The 26,896-nt window shown below is 62.4% G+C and carries 29 protein-coding genes and 1 pseudogene; 24 read left to right on the top strand and 6 right to left on the bottom strand.

What is annotated here, in order from left to right; all coding sequences use genetic code 11:
* Nucleotides 1-28 precede the first annotated feature (28 nt).
* Nucleotides 29-907 carry a YihY/virulence factor BrkB family protein gene (locus NKI35_RS27265; RefSeq protein WP_023834014.1) on the top strand — a complete coding sequence of 293 codons (879 nt, stop codon included), beginning with the start codon at nt 29-31 and terminating at the stop codon, nt 905-907.
* Nucleotides 908-1,088: 181 nt separating this feature from the next.
* On the opposite strand, the gene NKI35_RS27260 is transcribed toward NKI35_RS27265, so the two are convergent.
* The 3 genes and pseudogenes from NKI35_RS27260 to NKI35_RS27250 all read right to left on the bottom strand — a co-directional run.
* The gene (locus tag NKI35_RS27260; protein WP_023834013.1) at nt 1,089-1,256 is read right to left on the bottom strand and encodes a hypothetical protein; all 168 of its coding nucleotides are present in this window, start codon (nt 1,254-1,256) and stop codon (nt 1,089-1,091) included.
* A 532-nt stretch (nt 1,257-1,788) separates the two neighbouring features.
* Entirely contained in the window at nt 1,789-2,106 is a 318-nt protein-coding gene (locus NKI35_RS27255; RefSeq protein WP_023690487.1) for a YMGG-like glycine zipper-containing protein, read from the bottom strand.
* 230 nt (nt 2,107-2,336) lie between these two features.
* Nucleotides 2,337-2,708: pseudogene (locus tag NKI35_RS27250) on the bottom strand (type II toxin-antitoxin system HicB family antitoxin); the annotation flags it as partial.
* A gap of 114 nt (nt 2,709-2,822) precedes the next feature.
* Here NKI35_RS27250 and NKI35_RS27245 point away from each other — a divergent pair.
* Complete coding sequence (locus NKI35_RS27245) at nt 2,823-4,427, top strand: recombinase family protein (RefSeq protein ID WP_502897178.1); 1,605 nt, start codon at nt 2,823-2,825, stop codon at nt 4,425-4,427.
* Complete coding sequence (locus tag NKI35_RS27240) at nt 4,421-5,263, top strand: plasmid partitioning protein RepB C-terminal domain-containing protein (protein WP_023731574.1); 843 nt, start codon at nt 4,421-4,423, stop codon at nt 5,261-5,263. Before NKI35_RS27245 ends, NKI35_RS27240 begins: the two co-directional genes overlap by 7 nt.
* A gap of 202 nt (nt 5,264-5,465) precedes the next feature.
* Here the strand turns inward: NKI35_RS27240 and NKI35_RS27235 are convergent, their stop codons facing one another.
* The 3 genes from NKI35_RS27235 to NKI35_RS27225 form a co-directional block, all read right to left on the bottom strand.
* A complete protein-coding gene (locus NKI35_RS27235; protein ID WP_352741908.1) occupies nt 5,466-6,158 on the bottom strand; it encodes an SOS response-associated peptidase in 693 nt (230 codons plus the stop codon).
* 240 nt (nt 6,159-6,398) lie between these two features.
* Nucleotides 6,399-7,232, bottom strand: a complete 834-nt coding sequence (locus NKI35_RS27230; protein ID WP_352741906.1) for a thermonuclease family protein — start codon at nt 7,230-7,232, stop codon at nt 6,399-6,401.
* 186 nt (nt 7,233-7,418) lie between these two features.
* Complete coding sequence (locus NKI35_RS27225) at nt 7,419-8,921, bottom strand: winged helix-turn-helix domain-containing tetratricopeptide repeat protein (protein WP_352741904.1); 1,503 nt, start codon at nt 8,919-8,921, stop codon at nt 7,419-7,421.
* A 340-nt stretch (nt 8,922-9,261) separates the two neighbouring features.
* Here NKI35_RS27225 and NKI35_RS27220 point away from each other — a divergent pair, with 340 nt between their 5' ends.
* From NKI35_RS27220 to trbJ, 21 genes are all read left to right on the top strand, one after another.
* Complete coding sequence (locus tag NKI35_RS27220; protein WP_502897177.1) at nt 9,262-9,456, top strand: hypothetical protein; 195 nt, start codon at nt 9,262-9,264, stop codon at nt 9,454-9,456.
* 636 nt (nt 9,457-10,092) lie between these two features.
* Nucleotides 10,093-10,419, top strand: coding sequence for a DUF736 domain-containing protein (locus NKI35_RS27215; protein ID WP_023816712.1), 327 nt, complete (start codon nt 10,093-10,095; stop codon nt 10,417-10,419).
* Nucleotides 10,420-10,595: 176 nt separating this feature from the next.
* Complete coding sequence (locus NKI35_RS27210; RefSeq protein ID WP_023715497.1) at nt 10,596-10,856, top strand: DNA -binding domain-containing protein; 261 nt, start codon at nt 10,596-10,598, stop codon at nt 10,854-10,856.
* 27 nt (nt 10,857-10,883) lie between these two features.
* On the top strand, nt 10,884-11,333 hold the full coding sequence (locus tag NKI35_RS27205; RefSeq protein ID WP_352741902.1) for a transcriptional regulator domain-containing protein: 450 nt from the start codon (nt 10,884-10,886) through the stop codon (nt 11,331-11,333).
* The gene (locus NKI35_RS27200; RefSeq protein WP_352741919.1) at nt 11,254-11,757 is read left to right on the top strand and encodes a DUF2285 domain-containing protein; all 504 of its coding nucleotides are present in this window, start codon (nt 11,254-11,256) and stop codon (nt 11,755-11,757) included. The genes NKI35_RS27205 and NKI35_RS27200 overlap by 80 nt, the downstream gene beginning before the upstream one ends.
* A gap of 141 nt (nt 11,758-11,898) precedes the next feature.
* Entirely contained in the window at nt 11,899-12,180 is a 282-nt protein-coding gene (locus NKI35_RS27195; RefSeq protein ID WP_023808373.1) for a helix-turn-helix transcriptional regulator, read from the top strand.
* A gap of 18 nt (nt 12,181-12,198) precedes the next feature.
* Nucleotides 12,199-13,359, top strand: coding sequence for a replication initiator protein A (locus NKI35_RS27190; RefSeq protein WP_352741900.1), 1,161 nt, complete (start codon nt 12,199-12,201; stop codon nt 13,357-13,359).
* A gap of 222 nt (nt 13,360-13,581) precedes the next feature.
* A complete protein-coding gene (locus tag NKI35_RS27185) occupies nt 13,582-14,103 on the top strand; it encodes a DUF2840 domain-containing protein (protein WP_352741898.1) in 522 nt (173 codons plus the stop codon).
* Nucleotides 14,100-14,645 (top strand): S26 family signal peptidase, encoded by a 546-nt coding sequence (locus tag NKI35_RS27180; protein ID WP_352741896.1) that lies wholly within the window; start codon nt 14,100-14,102, stop codon nt 14,643-14,645. Before NKI35_RS27185 ends, NKI35_RS27180 begins: the two co-directional genes overlap by 4 nt.
* Nucleotides 14,646-14,717: 72 nt before the next feature.
* Nucleotides 14,718-15,053, top strand: a complete 336-nt coding sequence (locus NKI35_RS27175) for a DUF736 domain-containing protein (RefSeq protein ID WP_352741894.1) — start codon at nt 14,718-14,720, stop codon at nt 15,051-15,053.
* Between the two features lie 3 nt (nt 15,054-15,056).
* A complete protein-coding gene (locus NKI35_RS27170) occupies nt 15,057-15,830 on the top strand; it encodes a lytic transglycosylase domain-containing protein (RefSeq protein WP_352741892.1) in 774 nt (257 codons plus the stop codon).
* 243 nt (nt 15,831-16,073) lie between these two features.
* Entirely contained in the window at nt 16,074-17,813 is a 1,740-nt protein-coding gene (locus tag NKI35_RS27165) for a relaxase/mobilization nuclease domain-containing protein (protein ID WP_352741890.1), read from the top strand.
* A 26-nt stretch (nt 17,814-17,839) separates the two neighbouring features.
* Nucleotides 17,840-19,825, top strand: a complete 1,986-nt coding sequence (locus NKI35_RS27160; protein WP_352741889.1) for a conjugal transfer protein TraG — start codon at nt 17,840-17,842, stop codon at nt 19,823-19,825.
* Nucleotides 19,826-19,832: 7 nt separating this feature from the next.
* Nucleotides 19,833-20,288: a ribbon-helix-helix domain-containing protein gene (locus tag NKI35_RS27155; protein WP_352741887.1), complete on the top strand. Its 456-nt coding sequence runs from the start codon at nt 19,833-19,835 to the stop codon at nt 20,286-20,288.
* A gap of 67 nt (nt 20,289-20,355) precedes the next feature.
* Nucleotides 20,356-20,730: a type II toxin-antitoxin system RelE/ParE family toxin gene (locus tag NKI35_RS27150; protein ID WP_502897176.1), complete on the top strand. Its 375-nt coding sequence runs from the start codon at nt 20,356-20,358 to the stop codon at nt 20,728-20,730.
* On the top strand, nt 20,727-21,044 hold the full coding sequence (locus NKI35_RS27145; protein ID WP_023707464.1) for a helix-turn-helix domain-containing protein: 318 nt from the start codon (nt 20,727-20,729) through the stop codon (nt 21,042-21,044). Before NKI35_RS27150 ends, NKI35_RS27145 begins: the two co-directional genes overlap by 4 nt.
* A 980-nt stretch (nt 21,045-22,024) precedes the next feature.
* A complete protein-coding gene (gene trbB, locus NKI35_RS27140; RefSeq protein ID WP_352741885.1) occupies nt 22,025-23,041 on the top strand; it encodes a P-type conjugative transfer ATPase TrbB in 1,017 nt (338 codons plus the stop codon).
* A gap of 35 nt (nt 23,042-23,076) precedes the next feature.
* A complete protein-coding gene (locus tag NKI35_RS27135; RefSeq protein ID WP_245466354.1) occupies nt 23,077-23,370 on the top strand; it encodes a TrbC/VirB2 family type IV secretion system protein in 294 nt (97 codons plus the stop codon).
* Between the two features lie 29 nt (nt 23,371-23,399).
* Nucleotides 23,400-23,666 (top strand): VirB3 family type IV secretion system protein, encoded by a 267-nt coding sequence (locus tag NKI35_RS27130; RefSeq protein WP_269906768.1) that lies wholly within the window; start codon nt 23,400-23,402, stop codon nt 23,664-23,666.
* Nucleotides 23,667-23,680: 14 nt separating this feature from the next.
* The gene (gene trbE, locus NKI35_RS27125; protein ID WP_352741882.1) at nt 23,681-26,134 is read left to right on the top strand and encodes a conjugal transfer protein TrbE; all 2,454 of its coding nucleotides are present in this window, start codon (nt 23,681-23,683) and stop codon (nt 26,132-26,134) included.
* On the top strand, nt 26,131-26,889 hold the full coding sequence (gene trbJ / locus NKI35_RS27120; protein ID WP_352741880.1) for a P-type conjugative transfer protein TrbJ: 759 nt from the start codon (nt 26,131-26,133) through the stop codon (nt 26,887-26,889). Before trbE ends, trbJ begins: the two co-directional genes overlap by 4 nt.
* Nucleotides 26,890-26,896: the final 7 nt, after the last annotated feature.

The following is a 26,896-nucleotide window of genomic DNA, read 5'->3' as shown; positions in this document are numbered from 1 at the left end:
GTGAACGCCAATTCGACTGGGGCGCAAAATGCATCGCGCGATCACAAATGCATGGGCAATGGTGCGAGAAGCCATCGTTGGGTTCGTCAACGACAATGCTCTCAGCCATGGCGCGGCAATCGCTTTTTATGCCACAACATCGTTGGCGCCAATTCTGCTCATCGTGGTTGCAATTGCGGGTCTCGCATTCGGTCACGAGGCAGCCCAAGCGGCATTGTCCGCCCAAATCACAGGGATGATGGGTACAGAAAGCGCAAATATCCTGCAAACCGCACTGAAGAGCGCATCCGAAAAGCCATCCGGCGGCACCTGGGCGGCGGTGATTGGCATCATCACCTTGCTTGTGAGCGCTTCCGGGGTCTTCGGCGAAATACAGCAGTCTTTGAACATAATATGGAAGGTCGAAGCGCAGGGCAGTTCGTTGTCGCGCCTGGTGCGCGCACGTGCGGTAAGTCTGGGACTGGTCACCGCACTTGGCTTCATGTTGCTCGTCTCTCTAGTCGCGAGCACGGCGATTTCGGCCCTAGGCAACCTCATCAACGCACAGTTGCCGTTCGGGACACTTGTCCTGGCCGTTATCAACGCGGTCGTTTCTTTTGTCCTCCTCGCAGCTATTTTCGCCGCCATCTTCAAGATCTTGCCTGATCGAACCCTGGAATGGCGGGATGTCTGGATTGGCGCTGTTGTAACCGCTGCCCTGTTCACGCTCGGGAAATCGCTTATCGGTTGGTATATAGGCTCCAGCGCGGTCGCGGCCTCATATGGGGCCGCCGGTGGGCTGCTCGTCATCCTGCTGTGGGCTTACTACTCGGCAGAAATTTTTCTTTTTGGTGCGGAAATCACTCGCGCCTATTCCATTCGACACGGCAGCAGGTCCGATCTGGATGCTGTGCTTCACAGTGCTTGACTGCAACACATGCCACTAACCACCAAATCGACTAGGCGCGCGGCGCACCGGCCGGGGCTTCGCCACATCACCCATCGGCGCCGACCGCATCACCGAGCAGGGCACGCGAGCTGGATACGGTCGACAGTGCGCTGGTTGGTCAAACCATGAGGGTCACAGTTTGAGTTGCGAAAGACGCGGTTCAGCGGCGACGCGGACGGCGCTTGCGTATCGGCTTTGTACTCGCGCGCCTGCCGTCCGGCGCCTTCTTGGCGGCGGCGGAGCGGTACAGGTTCATGAGGTCAATCAGGAGCCGAACAATGGCAATCGCAGTTGCAGCATCGAGCCAGCCCGCAATGCTTTTGAGCATCGGGATTGTTCTCCAAGCTTACGACGTGAAAGCGGTCGAAGGACCGGGGCGGCAGTGCTCCTTCGCTAGTTTAGGCGAGGACTGCCACCCATTCGTTGTGGCACTCAGTTGCCAAGCAACATGACATGAAAAAGGCCTCCGAAGGAGGCCTTTGGATGGTGTGAGCGAGAATCTCCACCTAACAAATTATGCACATTTTGTGCATGCAGCGCAAGCCGTTCGCTTGGCCAAGGCGCGCTTGGCGCCTTGATGCTGCTTGGCAGCGTGACCATCACCCCGGCTCTTCGGCCGCAGCCGATGGTCGCTGTCGACACTTTCAGACGCAATGCGATGTCATTGTTGGCGCCAAAAACCACCGCTTCACTTCGCTTCCGCGAAATGGGATCCTTGCAAGCACCGAGCGCAAGCTCATGAGGCAGAGGGTGTAAATGGACTGAGCGGGCGTTCTCATATTGTGAAACGCCGAACGGATCCCGGGTCCCTGGAAGGGCGGCAGCAAAGGTAAGAGAGCCGCACTTCCAGGGAGGCTGGATCAATAGTCGTTGTTGTAATAGCGATCATCGCAAGGCGCCGTGTAGATCCGGCCGCGGCGGTCCTGGTAGCGGCAAAGCTGTTCGCCGCGGCGCTGCGGCGTGGTCGACTGGCCGATGACTGCGCCGAGCAAGGCGCCGCCGGCGGCACCCACGACCGTGCTTTCGGTGTTGCCGCCCAGTGCCTGGCCGGCGAGGGCGCCGACACCGCCGCCGATGAGTGCGCCTGTGGTTGCCCTCTGCTGCTGTTCCGTCTGAGTCGCGCACCCTGCAAGTGCTGCAGTCATGAGCACGGCGGCAATGGTTTGTCTGATGATCATCTTGGAACTCCTTTGGAGCCCCAAACGCGGATCGGGGCGAATGGTTGCCAGTTGCTGGCGCATTGCGGCCAAACGGCGGCACGCCCGCTCACGAAATGAGACGTGGTTTCTCGGGCCTTGAAGACAATGGTTGCCAAAGCGGAAACGGCCTGCGCGAACAGGTCAATAGCGCATCGGTTTGAATCCGTTGATGAGCAGCTAGGCTGGCTCGTCGCGTAATCGCCTTTTTTCGCGGCGGCGGTTAGGAATCCGGACCGGCTATAGCCATGGCGTTCCGCATATCGATCTATCTGGTCGAGGACATCTTCGGGAATGGTGACGTTGACGCGCACCACCTTTGTGGTCTCGGCTTTGAGCGCTACCAGGACGGCGACCGGGCTGAAATTGTCATTGTTCGACACGACATCTTCCAGGGATGATGGCTCGGGAATGGCTTCGCCATCCTCGACAAGGCCTTCGAGATGGAAGGCCAGGGCCTCTTCGGCCATGGCGCGGGCGTCGTCCAGGCTGGTGCCGGCGGTGACCACGCCCGGAAAATCGGGAAAGGATACGCCGAAGTCGCTGTCCGCTTGCTTGTGGATCAGTCCGATATAGTGACGCACGGGTCGGTTCCCCCAAGGAGCGGCTTCGAGGCTCGATCAGACTATCGAGCCATTCGACACAAACTGTCGAGGTATTCCTAATGGGACCGTAGGAAGCTGCCTAGTAAGTTGGGCATGCCCCAGGCAGACATTGCCTGGGCAACGGTCGAGAGTGTGGGGAAAGTGCCAAAGTTAGATGGCGGGAACCAGACTGTGCCTAGAGTTCGCGCCGCGCAGTACGTGCGCATGTCGACGGAACACCAGACCTACTCGATCGACAACCAAGCGGATGCCATTCGCGACTATGCCGATCTCATGGCTTACGAGATTGTCGCCACTTACGAGGACCTCGGTCGCAGCGGCTTAAACCTTGGAGGGCGCCCCGGTCTTCAGAAGCTGTTGGCCGATGTCGAAAGTGGGCGAGCCGATTTTGAGACGGTTGTGGTCTATGATGTAAGCCGTTGGGGGCGTTTTCAGAACATTGATGAAAGCGCAGCCTACGAATACCGATGCCAGATGGCCGGCGTCCGTATCGAATTTTGCGCCGAGCAATTCGCAAACGACGGCAGCATCGGGTCAGACGTCCTCAAAGCAATCAAACGGAGCATGGCTGCCGAGCAGAGCAGAATGCTCTCGCAAAAAGTCTTCATCGGCCAGGCTAGGTTGATCCGGCTGGGCTTCCGGCAGGGCGGGAAGGCCGCCTTTGGCCTGCGGCGCCTGCTTGTCGATCAACACGGCCGTTCAAAAGGCATCCTTTCATCCCACGAATACAAGAGCCAGCAGACGGATCGAATAGTTCTGGTGCTCGGCCCGCCTGACGAGGTTGCGACAGTGAAGTGGATCTTCAGTCACTTTGTCAGAACACGCAAGACAGAGCTGGAGATGGCAAGACTGCTGAACAAGCGCGGCGTGCTCAGCGATTTGCGGCGACCATGGACGCGGGAATCCGTCCACTCGGTGCTGACCAACGAAAACTACATTGGCAACAGCGTCTGGAACAAGCATTCGGCCCGGCTGAGAAGCCATCAAGTCCGAAATCCCCCGGAACAGTGGGTGCGGGTGGAAAACGTCCTGGAGCCGATCGTCGACCGCAAACTGTTCGACCGGGCGCAGATCGTGCTCAAGACCATCTATCGCCACATGACCAACGACGAGATGCTGGCCGCTCTTAGGGCACTTCTGGCTCGCCGTGGCGCCTTGTCGTTGGCCATGATCGACGCGGATCCCGGGTGCCCGCCGGCCCAACGCTACCAGTGGCGTTTTGGAACCATTGTCAAAGCCTATGAACTGATCGGATACGAGCCATCCAAAAACTACCGCTTCATCGGCGTGAACCGGCACCTGGAATCAATGAGGCTGCAGATTATCCGGGATCTTGTGGGCGCGATTGATAAGCAGGGCGGGGTTGCTGCCCATGACATGGCGATGGACCTCCTGCGGATAAACGAGGAGATCACGGTGGCGATTACAATGGGCCGATGCAGGGTTTCCGGCTTCGGCTATCCACGCTGGTTTTCCAAGGCCGATAAACGGCCACTACCCGACATTTTCGTCCTGATCCGTATGAATCCCGGCGACCTGACCATTCGGGACTATTTGATTGCGCCTGCCCACGAGATCGCGGGTAAATCGGAACTGCATGCCATCAATGGAATACCGCTGGACAGCTATATTTTTCCCACGCTCGACCCGATTATCAGGTTGGCAGAGCGAGAGCCTGTCGGAGGCGTGGCTTGGTAGTCAAGCGCTTAGCCAAGGACGCCGCCTACCGTGCGTTGGAAAACGGTGGCGACAGACATGCGAGCAATATTGTTGCTGGCGCATTAGGGTCCAAGAAGAGGCTTCGTTCACACGAATTTTTGGCGACCTACGATACGGAATGCAAACGCATGCGCGATTTCGTCACGCAAGCGGCAAAGTCTGAACAGAGCCTAGACCGGATAGTAGCGGCGCTCCACCTGATGATGCGCGACAAGCAATTCTGCGCCACGCTGGTGTCCGAGGGCTTCAGGACAATGCCAAGCCTACTGGCACATAGGTTGCGTGGCGCGACCCGCGAGCCGCAAATGTTCTGCTCTCCCGGAAAACCCGCTTCCGAGACAGGCGAGAACCGGAAAGCCGTTAACGGAATTTGCCCTGATGTCCTCGACCTGCTTCGGGACGCGCCGGTAAAAACAAAAATCTTCGGGTTGCTCCAGAAGGTGCTGCCAGCCAGGCAATTGGAGATTGCCCGGCTGATGGTGGCGATGGACCGGGTCAGGATCACCTACGCGAGACTACTCGTCGCTCTGACACCGCAAGCCCTGCTGGTCGAGGGTTTTAATCTCTCAACGATCACCACACAAGCGGAAGACCAGCGCGGCGCGATGGTGCTCGATGTCGGCGCGGTAAGCCTTGCGGTTCTCAGCGCCGCGGAACGTCATGGCCAGGTGGGCCTGGAGCTTGTCGCAGCCAACCGCTTTTTCGACCGGTTGATGGATAATTCCAGAGTGGTGCGGTATCTCGCCCGGACCTTTCCGGGGCATTTTGAAGAGTTTCACAGCTTCTCGATGCCATGCCTCGAACAGGGGCGCTAGATGGTCGGACGTCAACTCCTATAGAAACCGATCGCCGTCGCCGGGATGCAAACAACAGAACCAATGTGACTTCTGTCCAGGCCTCGAAAAGCCAAACCCGCCGAGCTTGCCGCAGCCAGAATGCTCGCAAAGCGATTTTCGATCGGCTCTCGGCCGCGCGGAATCGCTGTCATCCCATCGGCAAGCCGGCTCGGTTCGTCGCTCATAACGGGTTGATCGGCCCGACCAGGCCGGGATGGTCGTTGGGCAACTTGTTGACGGCGCTCGTGTTCACCTCACGTCCAACGCGGTTGAACTGCAGCTGACCGTCGATGTCGTGGCTGAGAACGTCCTTGAGGCTGTCCTTGGGTGTCGCCGGGTCCAGCCAGGCGTCATAGTAGGCCGGGTCGAGAATGAGAGGCTGCCGATCATGCAACTGCTTCATCGGTTCTGCGGCAGGCTCGGTGATGATGGTGCAGCTGGTTATGTCGAGATTGGAATTGTAAGCCCAAAGCCCCGCGAACGAGAAAGGCGCGTGGCCTGGCTGGTAGATGTGCCAAGGGTCTTTCTTGCCGTCGGCTGGCGATATCGTCCACTCGTAGAAGCCATCGGCAGGGATCAGGCAGCGCTTGGACTTGTAGGCGTCGCGGAAGGCGGGCGCTGTATCGATGCCCTCAATCCTCGCATTGAACATAGCCGCCTTGGGCATTTCCTTTGCCCAGAAGGGAACCAGCCACCAGCGCCCTTCACGGAGCCTGTGATTGCCATCTTCACCGGCAGTGACGAATGGGACATCCTGAGTCGGCGCGATGTTGTACCGGGGCTCGTCGTTGCGGCCCGTCTCCGCCGGCGCAGTCAGGGGGTAGAGCCGGTGGATTTCCGACCACGACAGATATTTGGTGTAACGTCCGCACATCGCTCTGCCTCAGTTGCGCAGGAGTTCAGGCACGCTGAGCGGGCCAAGGTCGGAATTCTCCTATACTCGTCGCTGCGGCGCCAGACGCCGCGTATCTTGGCGGCGGTGACCGATTGATTGCCTTCGCCAGTAGCCTTGCGGAAGGCTCTGGGCGACCACAGAGTTCCCCTTGGTGTGCGCTGTGGAGGCAAAAAGGGCAAAGTCGACGACGATCATCCCATGTCCCCTCTCACTGCGGACTTAGCAAAGGCTCTCGCAAGGAATGCCGTCCTTGTCGCGGTCGAGCTTGCCGCCCCAAGAGCAGTTGGCCAAATACCAGTTCGCCTCGTTGCATGAGCTGATCTGGGGACAGGTTCGCCGTGGCTGACAAGAATAGCTCTGCGCCACCTGCCCATTACGCATGATGCCGAGTGGTTGTTTTGCTGACGGCCTGGTGGTGCCATTCGCATGCTCTGCGCGCCAACCCCATGGCGCCTGAAACGCTCCAGCCCACAGACCGACCTTCGCCGCCTGGGCCTTCGCCTGCTGTCTTGCGTAGGCTCCGTGGCTGTAGCGCGGCCAATCTAGTGCCAAGCCCCGCTCGACAAGCCAGCTCTGGACGTTGCGACCGTCGGCGCGATCGCAATCCCCAACAAGCCGGCCGTACCGGTCTCGGTTAACAAAGCTGCAATGCAACGGACGCGATGCAGCGAGGAACTCGTCCAAGGCTTGGGCAGCATGGCGCCCGCAGGCGTATTCGAAGCCCTTAGCGTCTTCGCAATATTGCTTACTCTCGGGCGCATCGATGCCGTTGAAGCGGATGCGCTGTCCGTGGATCTCGATCGTGTCGCCGTCGATCACAGACGCGACACCGGCGATCGGCGCCGGCTTCGAGCCGAACCAATTCGATGCATTGATCTCTGGCAAACTTTCACTGTGCTGGATGGCGGTTTGCGCGACCAGAGCGCCAGCCGCTACCGCAGTCACCAAAATCAGGCGCCGCGGCACATTCGCCCATCGGTGCGCACGGCTATGCTTGGCACCGGCTCGCTTTCGCCAGCGATCAGATCGATTGTCGTATCGGTATTTGTCCACGCCCTCATCCCCGCAGAGAGGATGCGACTGTTTCAACGAAGAGTCCAGAAGACGAGACGCGCGGAATGCTAGCCCGGAAGCCGATGCGTGCCGACGCCCTCGACTTCGATCTCGGTTAAGGGGGTTCGATGATCTCTTGGGGTGCATTCGGCTGTCGGGCCTGACCGGCGCGCGCCGAAGGTGCGTTCACGCGGGAAAACCGGCCTTTCTGAAGCCTGACGTGAAAAGCTCGAGGTCGACTTGGTGGGCGAACGGGAGACGTGAAATCAGCCGGATAGTCAGGTCGTGTTTCCTCATCAGTGCTTCCTGAACTTCAGCACGCGCCTTCTGCGTCTCGCCCAAATGAGCGTACGCCGCTGCGAGAAAGGCATGAATGAAGAATTGGTCGCCGGCCTTCTGATACGAACCGACGGCCTCCGAGTACCTTCTTAGCAGGAAGAGGGAGCTGCCCTTCACCTCCCAGAACCATATTGGAGGTAACGGGTCGCGCAGCAGCGCAGATTCAAGCACGTTCAGCGCGCTCTCGGCCCGGCCGCCGTAGTTGAGCCAGCTTGCGTAGTCCCCCGCTATGTTCACGTCCAACGGGTTTAATGAGCGCGCTTGCTCGAAATGCACTCCCGCGTCGCTGTGCTGGCGCATGTGCGTAAGCACCAGGCCCATGCTCTGGTGACAGACGCCATCGCTCCTGTCGAGAGCGAGCGCCGTTCGTGCCGAGTCCCAGGCGTTCTGTAGCGTCCGCGGATCGTTGTCGTACCAAAATCTGCCGACGAGCGCCTGCGCGAGGAAGGCGTGGCCTTGAGCGAACATTGCATCGAGCTCGACACACCGGACGAATAGGGGCTCGGCCATGTCCAGTTCATACCGGTAGAACTGTGCGCGCCCCTGCAGGTAGCAGTCGTATGCATCCCAATCGGCCGGAGGCTTGCGTCTGGTCCTGCTCGTCGAATCGGCCTCCGCTTGGCCTTCGACCATCGAGGCGATGAGAGCCGCAACCTCGTCTTGCAATGCGAAGATGTCGTCGAGGGCCCTGTCGTACCGTTGGGCCCACAGGTGGGTACCGGTGGTAGCGTCAATCAACTGTGCGGTGATCCGAATGCGATCACCGAGCTTTCGTATGCTGCCTTCGACGAGGTAGCGAACTCCGAGTTTGCGATGGACTTCGGCAATGTCCAATGCCGGACAGCGAAACTGAAAAGATGAATTCCGCGCGATGACAAGGAGGGAGCGGAACCTGGCCAGCTCCGTAATTATGTCCTCGGTTATGCCATCGCTGAGATACTGCTGGTCCTGATCGCCGCTCAAATTGGCAAAAGGCAGGACCGCAATCGACGGCTTGCCGGACCCTGGTATCGGTCTGCGGGATGCGCTCGCCACCGGCTCGACAGTCCCGGTGAAGCGGTAGCCGACGCGAGGCACCGTGGCGATCCACTCGCCGCCGTTGTCAGCCGGACCGAGTGCCTTTCTCAGTGTCGCTATTTGGACCGTAAGGTTGCCTTCCTCAACGGCGGTTCCCGGCCAGGCAGCGTCCATCAGTTCGGCCTTGGTCAGGATCTCGCCGGGCCGGGTCGTAAGCGCAGCAAGCAGCGTCAGCCCACGATGCCCAACAACGATCGGGATCTGCTCTTTCAGGAGCGTCCCGATGTCGGGATCGAGTACGAACGGACCAAAAGCGATGCGTGTCCCCTGCATCTGGGCATATTAGACGTTCCGGCGGTTTTCGGAACAGTGTCGGCACCGCTTTAATCCCCGGGTCGCTTTCGAGGCCTATGCCCAGAACGCGGCCACCTGTCCATCGATTAGAAGATAGCGATCGGGCGCTGGCCGCTGCGCGCGAATGTCCGGAGTGGCTATCCCGACTGCGTATTGGCCTGCGCCGCTGATCAGAGATAGCGAACCGCAGAACTGACCGAAGTTTGGCGCTAAACCATTGATATTGCTGTGCCGGCTGGCTTGACGCGATCCTCGTCGGAAGCCTCGCAGCCGGGTTGACGCTCGGCGTCGGCCAATCCTCCTCGGCGTTGTCAGCCCCATGTGGGCCAAGGTGGCGATCACTCTGGTCTTCATCGCGCCTGCGATCGTTACCGGCTGCCATGCCTCCCATGGCATCGCGAAGCACATAATGACTTCGGAAACCTGGCAGATCGTCTTTTCCGTCATTGGCGCGACCGCCGTCGTCGGCGTCACGGCATATCTCCGGGTGGTGGGCATGACAGCCGCCGACTGATCCGGCAGGAACGTGGTTCGCGCCTAGACCCGCGCGGACGAGGCGGATGGACCAGACCGAGGAAGGCCTAGCCACCTCATTATCGGTGGCTGGAGCAATCGGGTTCCAGGCCAGAATCGAGCAACGGCCACGTGCCGGCGCGGCCTCGTCTATGGCCTTGGACTTTCTTCAGTCGATGCCCATGGCAGACCGACCAGTCGGTGGCAGGACGGCAGCGGGCGGTGGCGGCGGCGTTGCAGGTGCGCGGAATCTGTGCCTGGAATGCGAGGGCGATGCGGTGAAGCCTGTAGCGATCTGCCCGAGGCGCGTTGCGCGCCAACGTCTCCGTGCCAATCTGTCCCAAGAGCGCTCCAACGGCGTCTTCAATGGGCTGATCTGGCCGAAGGACGGCTGAAGCCTCGACCGCCTGGGCCGCAACGGCGCGTCCCGACTTTCTTCCCCTGCCGGCTCCCACCCCATGCCGCACGCGCATGGGGACCCCGAGCGCCGCCATTCCTCGCGAGACAAGAAAGCCGTTCTTGCGCCGTCCTCCGCTTTGCTCCGGTCGCAAGCGATGCGTCGTCGGTCGCCTCCGGCCAAGTGATCGCCATCGAGGCCGCATGGTGCGGGCTCGGGAACAGAAAACGGAGACTTACAATGGCTACCATCGGCACCTTCAAGAAGTCCGCCTCGAACGAATTCACCGGTGAAATCGTCACCCTCAGCGTCCAGGCCAAGAACGTGCGCATCGTCCCAGACACTCGCGCCACTGGCGAGAACGCTCCCAGCCACCGGGTGCTGGTCGGCCGCGCCGAGATCGGCGCCGCATGGTCGAAGACCTCCAACGAGGGCCGCGACTACCTGGGCCTCAAGCTCGACGATCCAAGCTTCAACGCCCCGATCTACGCCAACCTCTTCGACGACGAGGAAGGTGAGGGTTTCTCGCTCATCTGGTCCCGCCCGAACGCGCGGCGGAGCGACTGAGGACCCGCGCAGGCCCCGGCCGGAAGGCCGGGGCCTCTTCCGCGGACGGTCCGGTTCGGTTCACTCAAGCCGAGAGCGATGCCGAACCCGCATCGCCTGATGCTGATCAACCGGCCTCCGTTGGCAGAATTGTTCTGTAAAATGCAGGCTTTCACTCTGGGAAGACGAGGCAAGCGATGATCGAGCCGTTTGACGAAACCGCGCCGACCAGTGACGAACTCACCGAATACGATCGGGAACACGTCAAGCTCTATATGCGCCTGCTTGACGCCGCCGATGACGGCGCGGACTGGCGCGAGGTGGTCGAAATTCTCTTCGGCATTGATCTGACGAAGGAGCCGCAACGCGCCCGGCGCATCCATGACAGCCATCTGGCGCGAGCGCGCTGGATGGCGCGTGCAGGCTACCGTCATCTCTTGCGTCGGCCCGGCAACTAGCACCACAGCGCCTGCGTTTCCCGGGTGATGCCGGAACGGCATCACCCGATGCCCGGCGAGGGTCTTCCGCCAATCGCTACAACCCGGAATCGTTTGCAGGCGGGGTCTATGCCTTGTTTGCGAGGAGCTCTTTGGATGAGGCCGGATACGTCGCATTGGCGAGACAATGACAGCTATGATTATTTCGATACGTTGCCCATCGAGGGGCTCGCCTGGGAGTGTCTGCGGCGTCACGAACCCTATCAACGGCACTACCAAGCGCTCCTGACCACAAGAGCCGAAAAAGCACCCTTCCAGCCTGAGACACAGCGGCTGTGGGGGTTACGATTTCCCGGCCAGGCCGGATTTGTCCGCCTTGGCGCAAGACATTCTGTGGTCGCCCGACGTCGATCCAGCTGTGGTTTCTCTCGTGCCGGCGCCGGAATTCCTGTCTTCCTTGCGATCGGCGCCGTTGACCGCCCTGGGCGTGCTCCATGACAGCCCGGAAGGACGTCACACTGTCCACAGTGCAGGTGTCGCGACCCAACTTCTCCTTCTGCCCGGCAGTGACCCGCACGGCCACCTGGCGGCGCTGATCCCATTGGATGCAGAAACGTTGGGACGGATCGAAGCACTCACCCGTTTCTGGCGCTCCTTGCAGGGGCGCCCCACATCTTCGGACACCCGTATGACAGTACAGCAGCGCCGCCGGTTTCGTCTGATGATGCAGGCCGCAGACGCCCGTGCCAACGGCGCGAGCTACCGCGACATTGGCGTCGCCCTTTACGGGTCTAAGCGCGTCGCCGCTGATCCCTGGAAGACCTCCGCGCTGCGCGATGCGGTGATCGGTCTCGTTGAAGGCGCCACCGCCATGATCGGCGGCGGCTATTTGCAAATCCTGCGTCATCGCCGCCGATCCTAGCGGGGTCTGGCCGCGCAAAAGGGGTGGAGTTTTAGCCCCCCTCAATTTCCCCATCCCTGACGAAGCTTACTCTCCGCCACCGTGGTCTCCGTCCACCGCTGAACGCCAGCGGCCGCCCAAAAACCCACGGAGGTTCGACCCATGCGACCCGATATCGCCGTTTTGCCGCCGCGCTTCCTGCGCACCAAGGAAGCTGCGGATTTCCTCAGCCTGTCCGCCCGCACGCTCGAAAAGCACCGGACCTATGGCACTGGTCCTTCCTACCGAAAGCTCGGCGGCCGCGTCGTCTATGCCGTCGACGACCTTCAGGCCTGGGCCGAACGCGGCGCTGTCACTTCGACATCCGATCCGCGTGGGTCGGTCCTGCCCGCCAAGCGTCACACACCGACGCCGCCGGCGCATGGCGGACGATACGCACGCTGACCGCGCGCGGATTTCCAGATGGTGGCGCGAAACCAGTCCCTTTCGGACCGCGGGCAGCTCGACCTTTTCCGGGCGCTGCCTGGCGACTTCGCCCCACGAGACGCGCAGGATCTCATGGCCTATCCGTTCTTCTCCCTTTCCAAGACCCATCGCATCACCCCGATCGATTCTGCCGCCGGCGACGTCAAGATCCGGGTCGAGGCCGTACCCGATCATGGCATGGCGACCATCTGGGACGCCGACATCCTGATCTGGGCCGCGAGCCAGATCGTCGAGGCCCGTGACACCGGGCTTCGCACCTCGCGCCTTATGGCTGCAACGCCGTATGAGATCCTTACCTTCGTCGGCCGCGGCAAGAGCCTGCGCGACTATCAGCGCTTGAAGGCGGGGCTTGACCGGCTGCAGTCGACCACCGTCTCGACGACCATCCGTCAGCCCGCTGAAGGCCGGCGTCACCGCTTCTCATGGATCAATGAGTGGCAGGAGCGCATCGACCGCCATGGTCAGCCCGCGGGGATCGAGTTGATCGTCCCCGACTGGTTCTACCAGGCGGTCCTCGATGACGCGCTCGTGCTGACGATCAATCGGGCCTATTTCGACCTGACTGGGGGGCTGGAGCGCTGGCTCTATCGGCTGGTGCGCAAGCATGGCGGACGCCAGCGCGACGGCTGGCGCTTCGACTTCCGTCACCTTCACCAGAAATCCGGCAGCCTGTCGCCCTACAAGCGCTTTGCCTTCGAGCTGCGCGACATCATCCGCCGCCAGCCTCTGCCCGGCTACACCCTTGCGCTGGAAGTGGAGATTGGCGGCCGGGTTCTGCTTGCCTTCGAGCGGATCGGCTCCTGTGGAAGGCCTGTGGACGGCCTCGTGCTATCGGGAACCGGACCTCTCGTGCCATCGGGAACCGCAGGCTCGTGCTATCAGGAACCGAAACGGGGCCTAACCCCAGGAAAGCAAAGCCGAAATGGCGCCCTTAACTTAGACTCTAACCCAGATTCTAACTTTGAAGAGCGCGCGCGCAATGTGCAGAGGCTGATCCGCCGAACCAGCGACGCACTCGGGATAGAGACCGACAAGACCTCCAATGCGCCATCGGTTTCTGGCGGTCGCATCACGGCAACCAGCGCTTCCGAAGGTCCGACTCCGCCGCTTGATCCGCGCTCGGGAGCCACCCGATGAGCGCCGCACCCCTCAATCGAAAGAGCCGTGTCGGCAAGGCAACTTTGACGCTGCATCTCGCCGGTGAATTGACCTGCAAGGGAAATAAGTTCGCGACCTTCGTCGTGCGCCCGACCACCGAGATGACGACTCAGGAGCGCGACCGCATCGCCGCTCTCCAGCACGACATCATCGTCGCCGACACGCTGCGCGCGAATTTCCCACCACATCAGGAGAACCGAAATGATTGGCATCGCGGCTCCCCGCATGCGCGACGCGTTCCCGGCCACGCACCACGCTCGCGACGATCTCGTCCATGTCGAACTGACCTGGGTCGAGAAGAGACAGGAGAACTGGATCCGTTTCGGCACGCACGCCCGCGAACAGATCGTTGATCGTCGCCGGCGCATCCTGTCCTTTCGCCCCGGCACGGTCTTCGCGTTCGTGCGCTGGGCCGCGAACGACTTCGGAACGATCTTCTCACGCATCGATATCGTGCGTGCGGTCGCGTCTGGCGAAGCCTATCAGACACTGCCCTTCGTGCGACCCGGCGGCGACATCCTGCTGAAGGTCGAGAGCTGGCCCAAGGTCGAACGCGTGCTGCAGGCGATTGACGCCATCCAGCGCCTCGGCATCGAGCCTGAGTTGGTGTCGCCTGATCATTGGCGGCACATCCACAACCGGATAACCGCCGGCCATGCGCCGCGCAGCTACACACTCGACCAACATCGTGCCTTCCTGCTGCGCAAGAGGACCGAGCCGTGACGCGCGCCGGGATCATCTTAGCCAGCGTTATCGCAACCATGGGGGTCGGTTATCCCGGCCTCACTTCGATGCCCGCGAAGCTCATCTGGAATGCGTCAGCCAGCGCACCGATCGGCTTCTACACGATCGACTTCGACGGACCCTTCGAGGTCACCGATCTTGTGGCCGTCGACGCGCCCGAGCCGCTCGCGGCGTTCCTCGCCGATCGCGGCTATCTGCCGAGGGTCGTGCCACTCCTGAAGCGCATCCTTGGCGTATCGGGGCAACGGGTCTGTCGCTCGAACCTCACCATCACGGTCGATGGAATCGAGGCGGGGATGGCGTTGACGCGTGACCGGGCCGGCCGTGACCTGCCGGTCTGGCAGGGTTGCCGCCGCATCGCGAGCGGCGAAGTCTTCCTGATGAACCGGCATGTCCGCGACAGCTTCGACGGCCGCTACTTCGGCCTCCTCTCCACCAGACGGATTATCGGCCGCGCCGTTCCGCTGTGGACAGACGAGGACGGCAACGGCCGCTTCGAATGGCGCGCGCCAACGCGGTGAGCGCGCGACCGGCGGCGCGCGTTTTCGTGCCACCAGTCTTCATCACCGCACAACTGAAAACAGGAGCCTGACATGCAACAGATCGGAGAATTCACGCGCCAGAAGACTGGCTATAGCGGGCGCATCCGCACGCTCAGCCTCAACCTGGATATTACGATTGTGGCGGCAGAGGCGAGCGAAACGGAGAATGCGCCTGACTACCGCATTCACGCCGCAAGCGAGGACGGCCCCGAGATCGGCGCCGGCTGGAAACGCTCCAGCGAAAAGGCCGGAGACTATGTCTCGATCCAGCTCGACGACCCGACCTTCGCGCAGCCGATACGCGCGAACCTCTTTCGCAATGGCGACGACAAAACCTCCTGGTCGCTGCACTGGGCGCGACCGCGCGACCGTAGCGAGAAGGATTGAACGATGCGCGCTCGCCGTCCGTCGACGAGCCATCGCGGTGCGCCCGGGCCGCTTCGCGCTGCCCGGCGCATGGCTCTGCTCCTCCTTTGCGGCCTGTCCGTTGCGACCGTCATGCCGGCGGCGACCTTGGCGCAGGAAACACCTCTCACACGATCGTCGCAACGCGATCCGTTCGGCGCGCATATCGCAGAAGCCTCGCGCCGCTTCGGCGTTCCGACCGCGTTGATACGCGCCATCATGCGCAAGGAAAGTGCGGGGGCTGTGCGCGCCGTGTCCAGCGCAGGCGCCCGCGGCTTGATGCAGATCATGCCCGGCACATGGGATGAACTGCGTGCCCGTTGGTCGCTCGGCCGCGATCCGTTCGATGCCCGGGACAATATCCTGGCTGGAACGGCGTACCTGCGCGAACTGCACGATCGCTTCGGCTCACCAGGGTTTCTGGCCGCCTACAACGCGGGACCTGCACGCTATCAAGCCTACCTCACTGGGCGTCCGTTACCGGCCGAGACCCGCGCCTATGTCGCAGCATTTGCGCCCCTGATCGGTGAAAGCGAGGGTATGCGCCCTTTCGCCGTTACGTCTGTCGAGGCCATTCCGTGGAAGCATGGCTCGCTCTTCGTCGGCCAGCCGGATCGCATGCAAGCTGTCGCTCTCGTGCCGACCGAACGGCCACCAAATGACGCGAGCTCTGCGCCCACCGTGCGCGATGTGTCCGCCATCGTGCCGCTGTCCGAAGGCCTCTTCGTGGCGCGAGCGGGCGAAGGGATACAGCCATGAGCGCACATGGGCGTCTTCGCGCAACCGCAAGCTCCAGCGCACCGTGGCGTGGATGGAGGCGGAAGGTGTGCAGAACAACCGGAAGATGGCGAGATAAAAGGCCGCGAGGTGCGGCGTCGATCGGTTGTGCTGTTTCAAGAGGTTATGTGGCATTTCCGCGAGGTGCGAACATGTGGCGCACCTCGCCGGAACACCGTTTCACCTGTGATTTCGGTGCCTTGAGACGATGTGCGGATCTTCACGATGACTGACGAGGATGGTTTCCGCATCCGGCCCGGCCGTATCCGCTCGCCCAGTGCCCGGCGCGCCAGGCCCTTCATCGCGCAGGCGCTTGCCGCCGCCCGGAAGGCCGGCGCCCGCATCTCTCGCTCCGGCCGGATCAGTCCGGGCAATCGCTCGACCTTCGGGCGTGGCCGCTCGGCGAGCGTGCGCGCCAATCGTCTCCTCACCGGCCGCTCGCGAGCCGTGATCATCAAGACACGGCTGGTGCGCCATCACGCGCGCGGCGCCCCGCTTGCCGCTCATCTCACCTATCTGCGCCGCGAGGGCGTCACCCGGGACGGGGAGAAGGCAAGGCTGTTCGGGCCGGAGGACGGGGAGGTGGATGGCGGTGCTTTTGCCGAGCGGTGCGGCGATGATCGGCACCACTTCCGTTTCATCGTCTCGCCGGAAGATGCCGTCGACATGGCGGACCTCAAATCCTTCGCCCGCGATCTGATGGGTCAGATGGAAAAGGACCTCGGCACGAAACTGGATTGGGCTGGCGTCGATCACTGGAACACCGACAACCCGCACCTTCACATCATCCTGCGCGGCCGCACTGATGACGGGCAGGATCTCGTGATCTCCCGCGATTACATCAAGGAGGGAATGCGCGCCCGCGCCGCCGACCTCGTTACCCAGGAGCTCGGCCCGCGCACCGATCTCGACATCCGCCGCAATCTGCAGCGTCAGGTCGAGGCCGAACGTTGGACCCAGCTTGACCGGCAGCTTGTTCGCGATTGCCGCGACACAGGCGTTGTCGATCTTGCGTCCCCGGCGAGCGCTCAGCCCGATGAGTATCACGTGCTGAAGGTCGGGCGGGCGCGCAAGCTCGAAACCCTTGGCCTTGCCGAACAGGTCGGCCCAGGCCAATGGAGGATCGACGAAAAGGCCGAGGCGACGCTGCGCGAGCTTGGCGAACGCGGTGACATCATCAAGCGGATGCACCGCGCCCTGACAGAACAGGGCATCGAGCGCGGGTCGGCGACCTATGTGCTCGCGGCGGAGCGCCTCGACACGCCAATCGTCGGTCGGCTGGTCGACCGTGGTCTCGATGACGAGTTGAAGGGCAGTGCCTACGCCGTGATCGATGGCACCGACGGCCGCACCCATCACATCAAGCTGTCCGATCTCGATGCCGCCGGCGACAGCGCTCCGGGTTCCATCGTTGAGCTGCGCAAGTTCCATGACGCGCAGGGACATGGGCGCGCAGCACTCGCTGTCCGTTCCGATCTCGATATTGAGCGGCAGGTTACCGCCGCCGGCGCCACCTGGCTCGATCGCCAGAACATCGCCCGCGAACCGACTGCGTTGTCGGAAGGCGGCTTCGGCGCCGAGGTGCGGCAGGCGATGCAGCGCCGTGCCGACCACCTCGTCCAACGGGGCCTCGGCGAGCGGCATGGCCAACGCACAACCTTCACCCGCAACCTGATAGACACGCTGCGTCGCTGCGAGTTGGAGGCGCTCGGCGAAAAGCTCTCGGCCGAAGCCGGCCAGCCGTTCAACCGCGTTCACAGTGGTGAGTTTGTGGCCGGTTCCTACCGGCAACGTTTCACGCTCGCCTCCGGCCGCTTCGCCATGATCGATGACGGCCTCGGTTTCCAACTGGTGCCTTGGACGCCGTCCCTGGAAAAACATCTTGGCAGCCACGTCTCTGGCGTCGCTCGCAATGACGACGGCATCGACTGGAGTTTTGGCCGCAAGCGAGGCCTCGGCATCTAGTCTCAATTTGAAGAAAGGACTGCAGCATGTCCGCCACCAAAATTCTCTGGGGCCAGATCCTCGCCGTCTTGATGATCGTACTGTTCACGACCTGGGGCGCGACGGAGTGGGTGGCCTGGCGCCTGGCATTCCAGCCCGAGCTGGGCAGGCCATGGTTCCGTGTCCTGGGCTTTCCGTTCTACCTTCCGCCGTCATTCTTCTGGTGGTGGTATGGCTTCGATGCCTACGCGCCGTCGATCTTCGTAGAGGGAGCCTTTATCGCGGCTTTCGGCGGTTTCGCCTGCGTCGCCGTCGCCATCGGCATGTCGGTCTGGCGGGCTCGAGAGGCCAAGAAGGTCGAGACCTACGGCTCCGCCCGCTGGGCCGACAAGCAGGAGGTCAAGGCAACGGGCCTTCTCGGCTCCGATGGGGTGGTGCTTGGGCGCTTTGACGGCGCCTATCTGCGCCACGATGGACCGGAGCATGTGCTGTGCTTTGCGCCCACACGTTCGGGCAAGGGTGTCGGCCTGGTCGTCCCGTCGCTGCTGACCTGGCCGAGCTCCGCCGTCGTTCACGATATCAAGGGCGAAAACTGGCAACTCACCGCGGGCTTCCGCGCCATGCATGGGCGGGTCCTGCTGTTCGATCCCACCAATCCCAAATCCTCATCCTACAACCCGCTGCTCGAGGTGCGTCGCGGCGAATGGGAAGTCCGCGACGTTCAAAACATCGCCGACATCCTGGTCGATCCCGAAGGCTCGCTCGAGAGGCGAAACCATTGGGAGAAGACCAGCCACGCCCTGCTGGTCGGCGCGACCTTGCATGTCCTCTACGCCGAGCCGGACAAGACGCTTGCCGGCGTGGCCGGTTTCCTTTCCGATCCGAAGCGTCCGATCGAATCGACGCTGTCAGCGATGATGAAAACCGCGCATCTGGGGCAGGCTGGTCCGCACCCGGTCATCGCCAGCGCCGCGCGAGAGCTCTTGAACAAATCAGACAACGAACGCTCCGGCGTGCTGTCCACCGCCATGTCATTTCTTGGCCTCTATCGCGATCCTGTCGTGGCAGAGGTCACGCGCCGCTGCGACTGGCGCATCAGCGACCTTATCGACGACGAGCATCCGACGACACTCTACCTCGTCGTGCCGCCGTCCGACATCAATCGGACCAAGCCGCTCATTCGCCTGATCCTCAATCAGATCGGCCGCCGCTTGACTGAAGATCTGCAGGTCAGGGCGAAAGGGCACCGGCTGCTCCTGATGCTGGACGAGTTCCCGGCGCTTGGCCGCCTCGATTTTTTTGAATCGGCGCTCGCCTTCATGGCCGGCTACGGGCTGAAAAGCTTCCTGATCGCTCAATCCCTCAACCAGATCGAGAGGGCGTACGGCGCCAACAACTCGATCCTCGACAACTGTCATGTCCGGGTAAGCTTTGCCACCAATGACGAGCGCACCGCCAAGCGCGTGTCCGACGCGCTGGGAACAGCGACCGAGATGAGGGCCATGAGGAACTATGCCGGCCACCGGCTGTCTCCGTGGCTCGGTCATCTCATGGTCTCCCGCTCGGAGACGGCTCGCCCGCTGCTCACGCCGGGTGAAGTCATGCAGCTGCCGGCCACCGACGAGATCGTCATGGTCGCGGGTGCTCCGCCGATCCGCGCCAAAAAGGCGCGCTATCATGAGGATGCTCGCTTCCGGGAACGTATCCTGCCGCCGCCGCTGCTGAGGGCGGCGGCGGAGGAGGGGAGGCCGGACGACTGGACGAACCTGCCTCTGCCTTCTCGTCCGCAGATTGCTGAAGCCATGTCGGCGCCGTTGGCCACGGATGACGACACAACTGATTCCGAGCGTCGTCGGCAACCCGAGCTCAGTCGCGTCGAGCAGGTCGTGAAGCCTTCGACCGAGAACGAATTCGAGATCGATCACCTGGATGACGTGGAGGACGAGGTTGCCCGCAACCGTCGACTGACGCGCCTGATGCAAGGCGTTGCGCGGCAGGCGTCGCTCGACCCCGGCGACGGCGTGGATATGTGAGGCTCCCATGGTAAAGCCACCTCGCAAGCAACGCCTGTCCGTCTATCTCGATCCGAAGGTCATGAGCAGGCTGGCCGAACATGCGGCGCGCCGTGATTTTTCACGGTCGCTCGTCGCCGAGGCGGCGATCGAGTCGTTCCTCTCACCCGATGCCGCCGAGCGGCAGGAGGCGGCGATCACCAAGCGGCTTGACCAGCTGGATCGCCGTATGACGCGCCAGGAGCGCGATGTCGCGATTGCCGTGGAGACGCTCGCTGTTTTCGTCCGCTTCTGGCTGGCGACAACACCGGCTTTGCCCGAGCCAGCGGCACAGGCCGCCCATGCCAAGGCGGGCGAGCGCTATGATGCCTTTGTCACCGCACTCGGCCGGCGCCTGGCGAGAGGTCCAAAGCTTCGGCAGGAGATCTCCGAGGACATCGATGGCGGTCTGGACACACACCAGCCCGGCAGGCCCGTGGGCTAAATGGCCTTGAGCGATGTCAGGATTTTTCGTTGAAAATTATAGTCTGTATGCTATAAGGTAAGAGCGAATGAAAACTCAAAAGCCCACGATATGGATGGGATCGTCGAAGGACGATCTGCGCGAGTTTCCGGTCGATGTTCGCCGGTTGATGGGTGTAGCAATCAACGACGCTCAGAATGGTGAGGAGCACCCGGCTGTCAAAGCCCTGAAAGGGTTTGGGGGCCGCAGCATCCTTGAGGTGGTCGACGACTTCGACGGGGATACCTACCGGGCCGTCTATACGGTGCGCTTTGCCGGTGTGATCTACGTCCTTCATTGCTTCCAGAAGAAGTCGAAGAAGGGCAGGGAGACACCCAAGCATGAAATCGATCTCGTGACAGTGCGATTGAAAGCGGCCGAGGCGCACTATCGCGAAAACTATGGCAAAGGAACAAAGTCATGACTGAAGACATCACCGCCGAAGTGAGCAGCGGCAACGTGTTTGCGGACCTCGGCTTTGACAATCCCGAAGAGGAATTGCTCAAGGCCAAGCTGGCCCGCGAGATCCGCGCCATTATCAAGCGCCGGCGCCTGACCCAGGCGAAGTCGGCTGAACTGCTTGGAATGAAACAGCCCGACGTCTCCGCGATCGTCACCGGGCGCACGGGTAAGTTTTCAATAGACAGGCTGGTTCGCTGTCTGGACCGGCTCGACTACAAGGTCGACGTGGTGGTTCGCCACAAGCCTCGACGGTCAACTCGTGCTGAAGCCGCTTGATCAGACGGCTTTGCGCGCTGGCGACGGCTCTCTAAGCCGGCACCTAAAGCAGAACAAATAATCGACGCCTTGCGCCGTTTACGGTGCCGGTAGCGGTATCGCTACATTTCCCCGAAAGAGTCCTTGAATCTGGCTTAGGGGTCACCATTTACCGGTTCATCATCCGGTTTCGGGGATGGGTGTGGGTGCGACTCCCACCACTTGGCTCGTTGTGGTTGCCTTTCTTCTGATCGTAGCGATTTTCGCGATTACCAACGGAAAGGAATAACCCGATGAAAAGAACAACGGCACGTAAAGTCTAAGCATATTCAACGCTCAAACGTTTAGCGTCCGGCCTGACTAAAGCTATCCTGGCAATCGCTACGACCACAGTGGTGGATACAGTAACTCACCTCATCCATGAGAAAGGCGCTCCCGAGCGCCTTTTTTGTCGTTTGCCGATCCACCAGATACGATCCTGTTATCCTCACCCAGCGCGTCGAGCATGGCGAGATAGGGGCCGGGCAACCCATGGTGCCGGCCGTCCTCGCGCATCAATGCTAAATACTCGGCATTTGGGCGAGCGGGATTTTCTGCAGCTCGGCTACATAGGTCCGCGTTTCAGTGGGCTCGCCATCTATAGTCACCAACATCGTCATCCGAATAGCGGTTCTCGCCCGCGGACGGCTAAGCCCGCTATGCGCCCAAGTGGTCATGCGGATTGGAGAGGGATGCCGGATTGGCAAGGCAGCTCCGAAGCTTTTGTAAAGTTGCATCATCCGGTGTTTGGAGAAGGTTGGCGCGGAGTTCTCTAACGGCGAGCGCCGCACCTTGCCTGAAGATCGTCAGCCTTGATTGCCGGTCGGCACCGCCAATCTCCTGTATTTGCACGCTACGCCACTACGCCTCGACATAGGTGTTGAAACCACTCGAGATACGGCTCTCTTAATCATCCCCGTCCTGGGGCCGTCCATTTTCCCCCGGATCGAAACGGGGACAGGATGGCAGCTTCCCATCACAATTCAGAAGGTCTGGCGCGCGGCGCACGTATGTTGCGCACAGCGCTCGGACCTGCGATCGCGAGCTATCTCGACGACGCGGGCGTCGTTGAAGTGATGCTCAACCCCGATGGGCGCTTGTGGATCGATCGCCTGTCCGAGGGGTTGTCCGACACAGGAGAGCGCCTGTCGGCGGCGGACGGCGAGCGCATCGTTCGCCTCGTCGCTCATCATGTCGGTGCCGAAGTCCACGCCGGCGCCCCACGCGTCTCGGCCGAGCTTCCCGAGACGGGGGAGCGGTTCGAGGGGCTTCTTCCTCCCGTCGTCGCGGCGCCCGCCTTCGCGATCCGCAAGCCCGCCGTCGCCATCTTCACTCTCGAAGATTATGTCGCAACCGGAATCATGTCGGCGCAGCAGGCGGACGCGCTGCGCCAGGGCGTTGCCAACCGCGCGAACATTCTCGTTGCAGGCGGCACATCCACGGGCAAGACCACGCTGATCAACGCGCTGCTCGCTGAGGTGGCCAAGACCGCCGATCGCGTCGTCATCATCGAGGATACGCGCGAGCTGCAATGCGCCGCGCCGAATCTCGTGGCGATGCGCACGAAAGACGGCGTCGCGTCGCTTTCCGATCTCGTTCGTTCATCGCTGCGCCTGCGCCCCGACCGCATTCCGGTCGGCGAGGTGCGCGGCGCCGAGGCGCTCGAACTCCTCAAGGCCTGGGGCACCGGCCACCCCGGCGGCCTCGGCACGATCCACGCCGGCAGCGCTATTGGCGCGCTGCGACGGATGGAACAGCTCATCCAGGAAGCCGTCGTCACGGTTCCCCGCGCGCTGATCGCCGAAACGATCGACCTGGTTGCCGTCCTTTCCGGCCGCGGTTCCGCGCGCCGACTGTCCGAACTCGCCAGTGTCGATGGCCTCCGCCTCGACGGTGATTACCAGGTCGCGCCAGCCGTCATCGAGGGCGACGACAGCCTGACCTTGTTCATCCAAAACTCCGAAGGAGAAAATCCGTGATCCAACGCCTGCGCCTCGCGCGCCATCGTCTCGCCATGACCGTTTCCGTTCCCACGCTCATCCTGGTGATGGCCGCGCCCGCTTATGCCTCCGGCTCATCAATGCCGTGGGAACAGCCACTGCAACAGATCCTGCAGTCGATCGAAGGCCCGGTCGCCAAGATCATGGCAGTGATCATCATCATCGTTACCGGCCTGACGCTCGCCTTCGGCGACACGTCGGGCGGATTCCGCCGGCTCATCCAGATCGTGTTCGGCCTGTCCATCGCTTTCGCGGCGTCGAGCTTCTTCCTGTCGTTCTTCTCGTTCGGCGGCGGAGCGCTGGTCTGATGGAGGGTTCGGTCGAACAGAGGGGATCAATGCCGGACTACGCAGTGCCGGGTTATGCGGTCCTCGTGCACCGGGCGCTGACCGAGCCGATCCTGCTCGGTGGCGCCCCGCGCGCCATTGCCATCATGAACGGGACGCTCGCCGGCGCCGTGGGGCTGGGACTGCGTCTGTGGCTCGTCGGCCTTGCAATCTGGGCGATCGGCCATGTTGCCGCGGTCTGGGCCGCCAAGCGCGATCCGCTTTTCGTCGACGTAGTTCGCCGGCATCTGCGCATCCCGGCGCATCTCACGGTCTAATCGAGGTCGCGCCGATGATGAACCTTGCCGAATATCGCAATCGCAGCAGCCGGCTGGCCGACTTCCTGCCCTGGGTGGCATTGGTCGGCGCCGGCATCGTCCTCAACAAGGACGGCAGCTTCCAACGGACCGCGCGCTTTCGCGGCCCCGATCTCGACAGCGCCGTGCCGGCTGAACTGGTCGCCGTCGCCGGCCGCCTCAACAATGCCTTCCGCCGTCTCGGCTCCGGTTGGGCGATCTTCGTCGAGGCGCAGCGCCATGCCTCGACCCGTTATCCCGACAGCAGCTTTCCGGATGCGGCCTCGACGCTGGTCGATGCGGAACGAAAAGCGGGCTTCGAGGAGGCCGGCGCGCATTTCGAGTCCAGCTACTTCCTGACGCTCACCTATCTTGCGCCCGCCGAAGACACCGCGCGAGCGGAAAGCTGGCTCTACGAAGGCCGCGAGAAGAAGGGCCTCGACCCCCACGAGGTGCTGACCGGGTTCGCCGATCGCAGCGACCGCGTCCTGCGCCTTGTCGAAGCCTTCATGCCGGAGTGCAGTTGGCTCGATGACGCCGAGACGCTGACCTATCTGCATGGCTGCGTCTCGACCAACAGCCACCGTGTCCGCGTTCCCGAAACGCCGATGTATCTCGATGCCATGCTGGCCGACCAGCCGCTGACCGGCGGGCTCGAGCCGCGGCTTGGCGCGTCGTACCTCCGGATTCTCACGGTCACGGGTTTCCCGACCGCGACCACACCGGGTCTGCTCGACGAACTGAACCGGCTGGCCTTCCCTTATCGCTGGTCGACACGCGCGATCCTGCTCGACAAGACCGATGCCACCAGGCTGCTGACAAAGATCCGGCGTCAATGGTTCGCCAAGCGCAAATCGGTCGCCGCGATCCTCAAGGAGGTGTTGACCAACGAGGCGTCCGTCCTCGTCGACACCGACGCCGCAAACAAGGCCGCCGATGCCGACATGGCGCTGCAGGAACTCGGCGCCGACTATGCGGGCATGGCCTATGTCACCGCGACGGTGACCGTTTGGGACGATGATCCCGGCATCGCCGACGAAAAACTGCGCCGGGTCGAAAAGGTGATCCAGGGCCGCGATTTCACAGCGATCGTCGAAACCATCAACGCCGTCGACGCCTGGCTCGGCAGCCTGCCGGGTCATGTCTACGCCAACGTCCGTCAACCTCCCATCTCCACCCTCAATCTCGCCCACATCATTCCGCTTTCCGCGGTGTGGGCGGGCGAGGTGCGGGACGAGCATTTTGCAGCGCCCCCTCTGCTCTTCGGCAAGACCGAAGGCTCGACCCCGTTCCGGCTTTCGCTTCACGTCGGCGACGTCGGCCATACGCTGATCGTCGGCCCGACCGGCGCCGGCAAGTCCGTGCTCTTGGCACTTATGGCGCTGCAGTTCCGCCGCTATCCAGGGTCTCAGGTTTTCGCTTTCGATTTCGGCGGCTCGATCCGCGCCGCCGCATTCGCCATGGGCGGCGACTGGCATGATCTCGGCGGCGACCTCAGCGATGGGGCAATCGACAGCGTCAGCCTTCAGCCGTTCGCGCGTGTTCATGATGTCCCCGAACGCGCCTGGGCCGCCGACTGGGTCGTGGCGATCCTGACGCGTGAGAATGTGACGATCACGCCTGAGATCAAGGAGCATATCTGGACGGCGTTGAGCTCTCTGGCCTCAGCGCCTGTCGAGGAGCGCACCATCACCGGCCTGGTCGTGCTGCTGCAATCAAAAGATCTCAAGCAGGCACTGCGCCCCTATTGCGTCGGTGGTCCCTATGGCCGGTTGCTCGATGCCGAGCGCGAACACCTCGGATCGGCGTCGGTCCAGGCATTCGAAACCGAGGGGCTGATCGGAACAGGTGCCGCGCCCGCCGTCCTGTCCTATCTCTTCCATCGCATCGAGGACCGGCTCGATGGCTCGCCAACCCTTCTCATCATCGACGAAGGCTGGCTTGCGCTGGACGATGAGGGCTTTGCCGGCCAGCTCCGCGAATGGCTAAAGACACTGCGCAAGAAGAACGCCAGCGTCATCTTCGCCACGCAGTCGCTCAGCGACATTGACGGCTCGGCAATCGCGCCCGCGATCATCGAGAGCTGCCAGACCCGGCTTCTGCTGCCAAACGAGCGCGCCATCGAGCCGCAGATCACGGCGATCTATCGCCGCTTCGGCCTCAACGATCGGCAGATCGAGATCATCGCGCGGGCGATGCCAAAGCGCGACTATTACTGCCAGTCCCGACGCGGCAACCGGCTGTTCGAGCTCGGTCTGTCGGATGTGGCGCTCGCGCTCTGCGCTGTGTCCTCGAAGACCGACCAGGCCGCGATCGCCCGCATCTTCGCCGAGCACGGCCGCGACGGATTCCTCGCGGCCTGGCTTAGCCACCGTGGCGTCGGCTGGGCCGCTGAACTCGTTCCCGCCCTAACCAGCCCCGCCCCCACCAACAAGGAGAAGTCCCCATGAACATGCGCCGTTGCCTTGGCATGCGGTTCGCCGCCGCACTGCTTGTCGCGCCCGCCGCATTCTCGCCCTTCCTGACGACACCGGCACAGGCCTTGATCGTTTTCGATCCGTCGAACTATTCGCAAAACGTCCTCACGGCAGCGCGCTCGCTCCAGCAGATCACCAACCAGATCACCTCGCTTCAGAACCAGGCGCAGATGCTCATCAACCAGGCGCGCAATCTCGCAAGCCTGCCGTTCTCCTCGCTGCAACAGCTTCAGCAGTCCGTGCAGCGCACGCAGCAACTGCTCAGTCAGGCGCAGAACGTTGCCTATGACGTGCAGCAGATCGATCAGGCCTTCCAGCAGAAATACGGCAACGTCTCGCTATCGGCTTCGGACCAAGAACTTGTCGCCGAAGCGCGCTCGCGCTGGGGCAACACGGTCGGTGGCCTTCAGGATGCCATGCGTGTGCAGGCGGGCGTCGTCGGCAACATTGACACCAATCGAACGCAGATGTCGGCGCTGGTCGGCCAGAGCCAGGGTGCGACCGGAGCGCTTCAGGCAACACAGGCCGGCAACCAGCTCCTCGCGCTCCAAGTGCAGCAGCTCGCCGATCTCACCGCGGTCGTCGCCGCGAACGGTCGGGCGCAGGCGTTGCAATCGGCCGAACAGGCCACCGCCGCCGACCAGGGCCGGGAGCAGCGCCGCCGCTTCCTGACGCAGGGCTCGGGCTACCAGCCCGGCAGTGCGCAGATGTTCTATGGCAAGAACTGAGGCCGGC

This window comes from Mesorhizobium sp. M0676, from assembly GCF_040320535.1.
In the GTDB taxonomy this organism is placed as follows: domain Bacteria; phylum Pseudomonadota; class Alphaproteobacteria; order Rhizobiales; family Rhizobiaceae; genus Mesorhizobium.
This window is presented reverse-complemented; position numbering and strand designations above follow the sequence as displayed.

What these genes read in the sequence shown, in the direction of transcription:
- NKI35_RS27215 (WP_023816712.1), top strand. Translation starts at nt 10,093, where the DNA reads ATGGCTACCATCGGCACCTTCAAGAAGTCCGCCTCGAACGAATTCACC.
- NKI35_RS27225 (WP_352741904.1), bottom strand. Translation starts at nt 8,921, where the DNA reads ATGCAGGGGACACGCATCGCTTTTGGTCCGTTCGTACTCGATCCCGAC.
- NKI35_RS27175 (WP_352741894.1), top strand. Translation starts at nt 14,718, where the DNA reads ATGCAACAGATCGGAGAATTCACGCGCCAGAAGACTGGCTATAGCGGG.
- NKI35_RS27255 (WP_023690487.1), bottom strand. Translation starts at nt 2,106, where the DNA reads ATGATCATCAGACAAACCATTGCCGCCGTGCTCATGACTGCAGCACTT.
- NKI35_RS27220 (WP_502897177.1), top strand. Translation starts at nt 9,262, where the DNA reads ATGTGGGCCAAGGTGGCGATCACTCTGGTCTTCATCGCGCCTGCGATC.
- NKI35_RS27155 (WP_352741887.1), top strand. Translation starts at nt 19,833, where the DNA reads ATGGTAAAGCCACCTCGCAAGCAACGCCTGTCCGTCTATCTCGATCCG.
- NKI35_RS27195 (WP_023808373.1), top strand. Translation starts at nt 11,899, where the DNA reads ATGCGACCCGATATCGCCGTTTTGCCGCCGCGCTTCCTGCGCACCAAG.
- NKI35_RS27130 (WP_269906768.1), top strand. Translation starts at nt 23,400, where the DNA reads ATGCCGGACTACGCAGTGCCGGGTTATGCGGTCCTCGTGCACCGGGCG.
- trbB (WP_352741885.1), top strand. Translation starts at nt 22,025, where the DNA reads ATGGCAGCTTCCCATCACAATTCAGAAGGTCTGGCGCGCGGCGCACGT.
- NKI35_RS27145 (WP_023707464.1), top strand. Translation starts at nt 20,727, where the DNA reads ATGACTGAAGACATCACCGCCGAAGTGAGCAGCGGCAACGTGTTTGCG.
- NKI35_RS27210 (WP_023715497.1), top strand. Translation starts at nt 10,596, where the DNA reads ATGATCGAGCCGTTTGACGAAACCGCGCCGACCAGTGACGAACTCACC.
- NKI35_RS27205 (WP_352741902.1), top strand. Translation starts at nt 10,884, where the DNA reads ATGCCGGAACGGCATCACCCGATGCCCGGCGAGGGTCTTCCGCCAATC.
- NKI35_RS27265 (WP_023834014.1), top strand. Translation starts at nt 29, where the DNA reads ATGCATCGCGCGATCACAAATGCATGGGCAATGGTGCGAGAAGCCATC.
- NKI35_RS27245 (WP_502897178.1), top strand. Translation starts at nt 2,823, where the DNA reads ATGCCCCAGGCAGACATTGCCTGGGCAACGGTCGAGAGTGTGGGGAAA.
- NKI35_RS27150 (WP_502897176.1), top strand. Translation starts at nt 20,356, where the DNA reads ATGAAAACTCAAAAGCCCACGATATGGATGGGATCGTCGAAGGACGAT.
- trbE (WP_352741882.1), top strand. Translation starts at nt 23,681, where the DNA reads ATGATGAACCTTGCCGAATATCGCAATCGCAGCAGCCGGCTGGCCGAC.
- NKI35_RS27190 (WP_352741900.1), top strand. Translation starts at nt 12,199, where the DNA reads ATGGTGGCGCGAAACCAGTCCCTTTCGGACCGCGGGCAGCTCGACCTT.
- trbJ (WP_352741880.1), top strand. Translation starts at nt 26,131, where the DNA reads ATGAACATGCGCCGTTGCCTTGGCATGCGGTTCGCCGCCGCACTGCTT.
- NKI35_RS27185 (WP_352741898.1), top strand. Translation starts at nt 13,582, where the DNA reads ATGATTGGCATCGCGGCTCCCCGCATGCGCGACGCGTTCCCGGCCACG.
- NKI35_RS27260 (WP_023834013.1), bottom strand. Translation starts at nt 1,256, where the DNA reads ATGCTCAAAAGCATTGCGGGCTGGCTCGATGCTGCAACTGCGATTGCC.
- NKI35_RS27235 (WP_352741908.1), bottom strand. Translation starts at nt 6,158, where the DNA reads ATGTGCGGACGTTACACCAAATATCTGTCGTGGTCGGAAATCCACCGG.
- NKI35_RS27165 (WP_352741890.1), top strand. Translation starts at nt 16,074, where the DNA reads ATGACTGACGAGGATGGTTTCCGCATCCGGCCCGGCCGTATCCGCTCG.
- NKI35_RS27170 (WP_352741892.1), top strand. Translation starts at nt 15,057, where the DNA reads ATGCGCGCTCGCCGTCCGTCGACGAGCCATCGCGGTGCGCCCGGGCCG.
- NKI35_RS27135 (WP_245466354.1), top strand. Translation starts at nt 23,077, where the DNA reads ATGACCGTTTCCGTTCCCACGCTCATCCTGGTGATGGCCGCGCCCGCT.
- NKI35_RS27160 (WP_352741889.1), top strand. Translation starts at nt 17,840, where the DNA reads ATGTCCGCCACCAAAATTCTCTGGGGCCAGATCCTCGCCGTCTTGATG.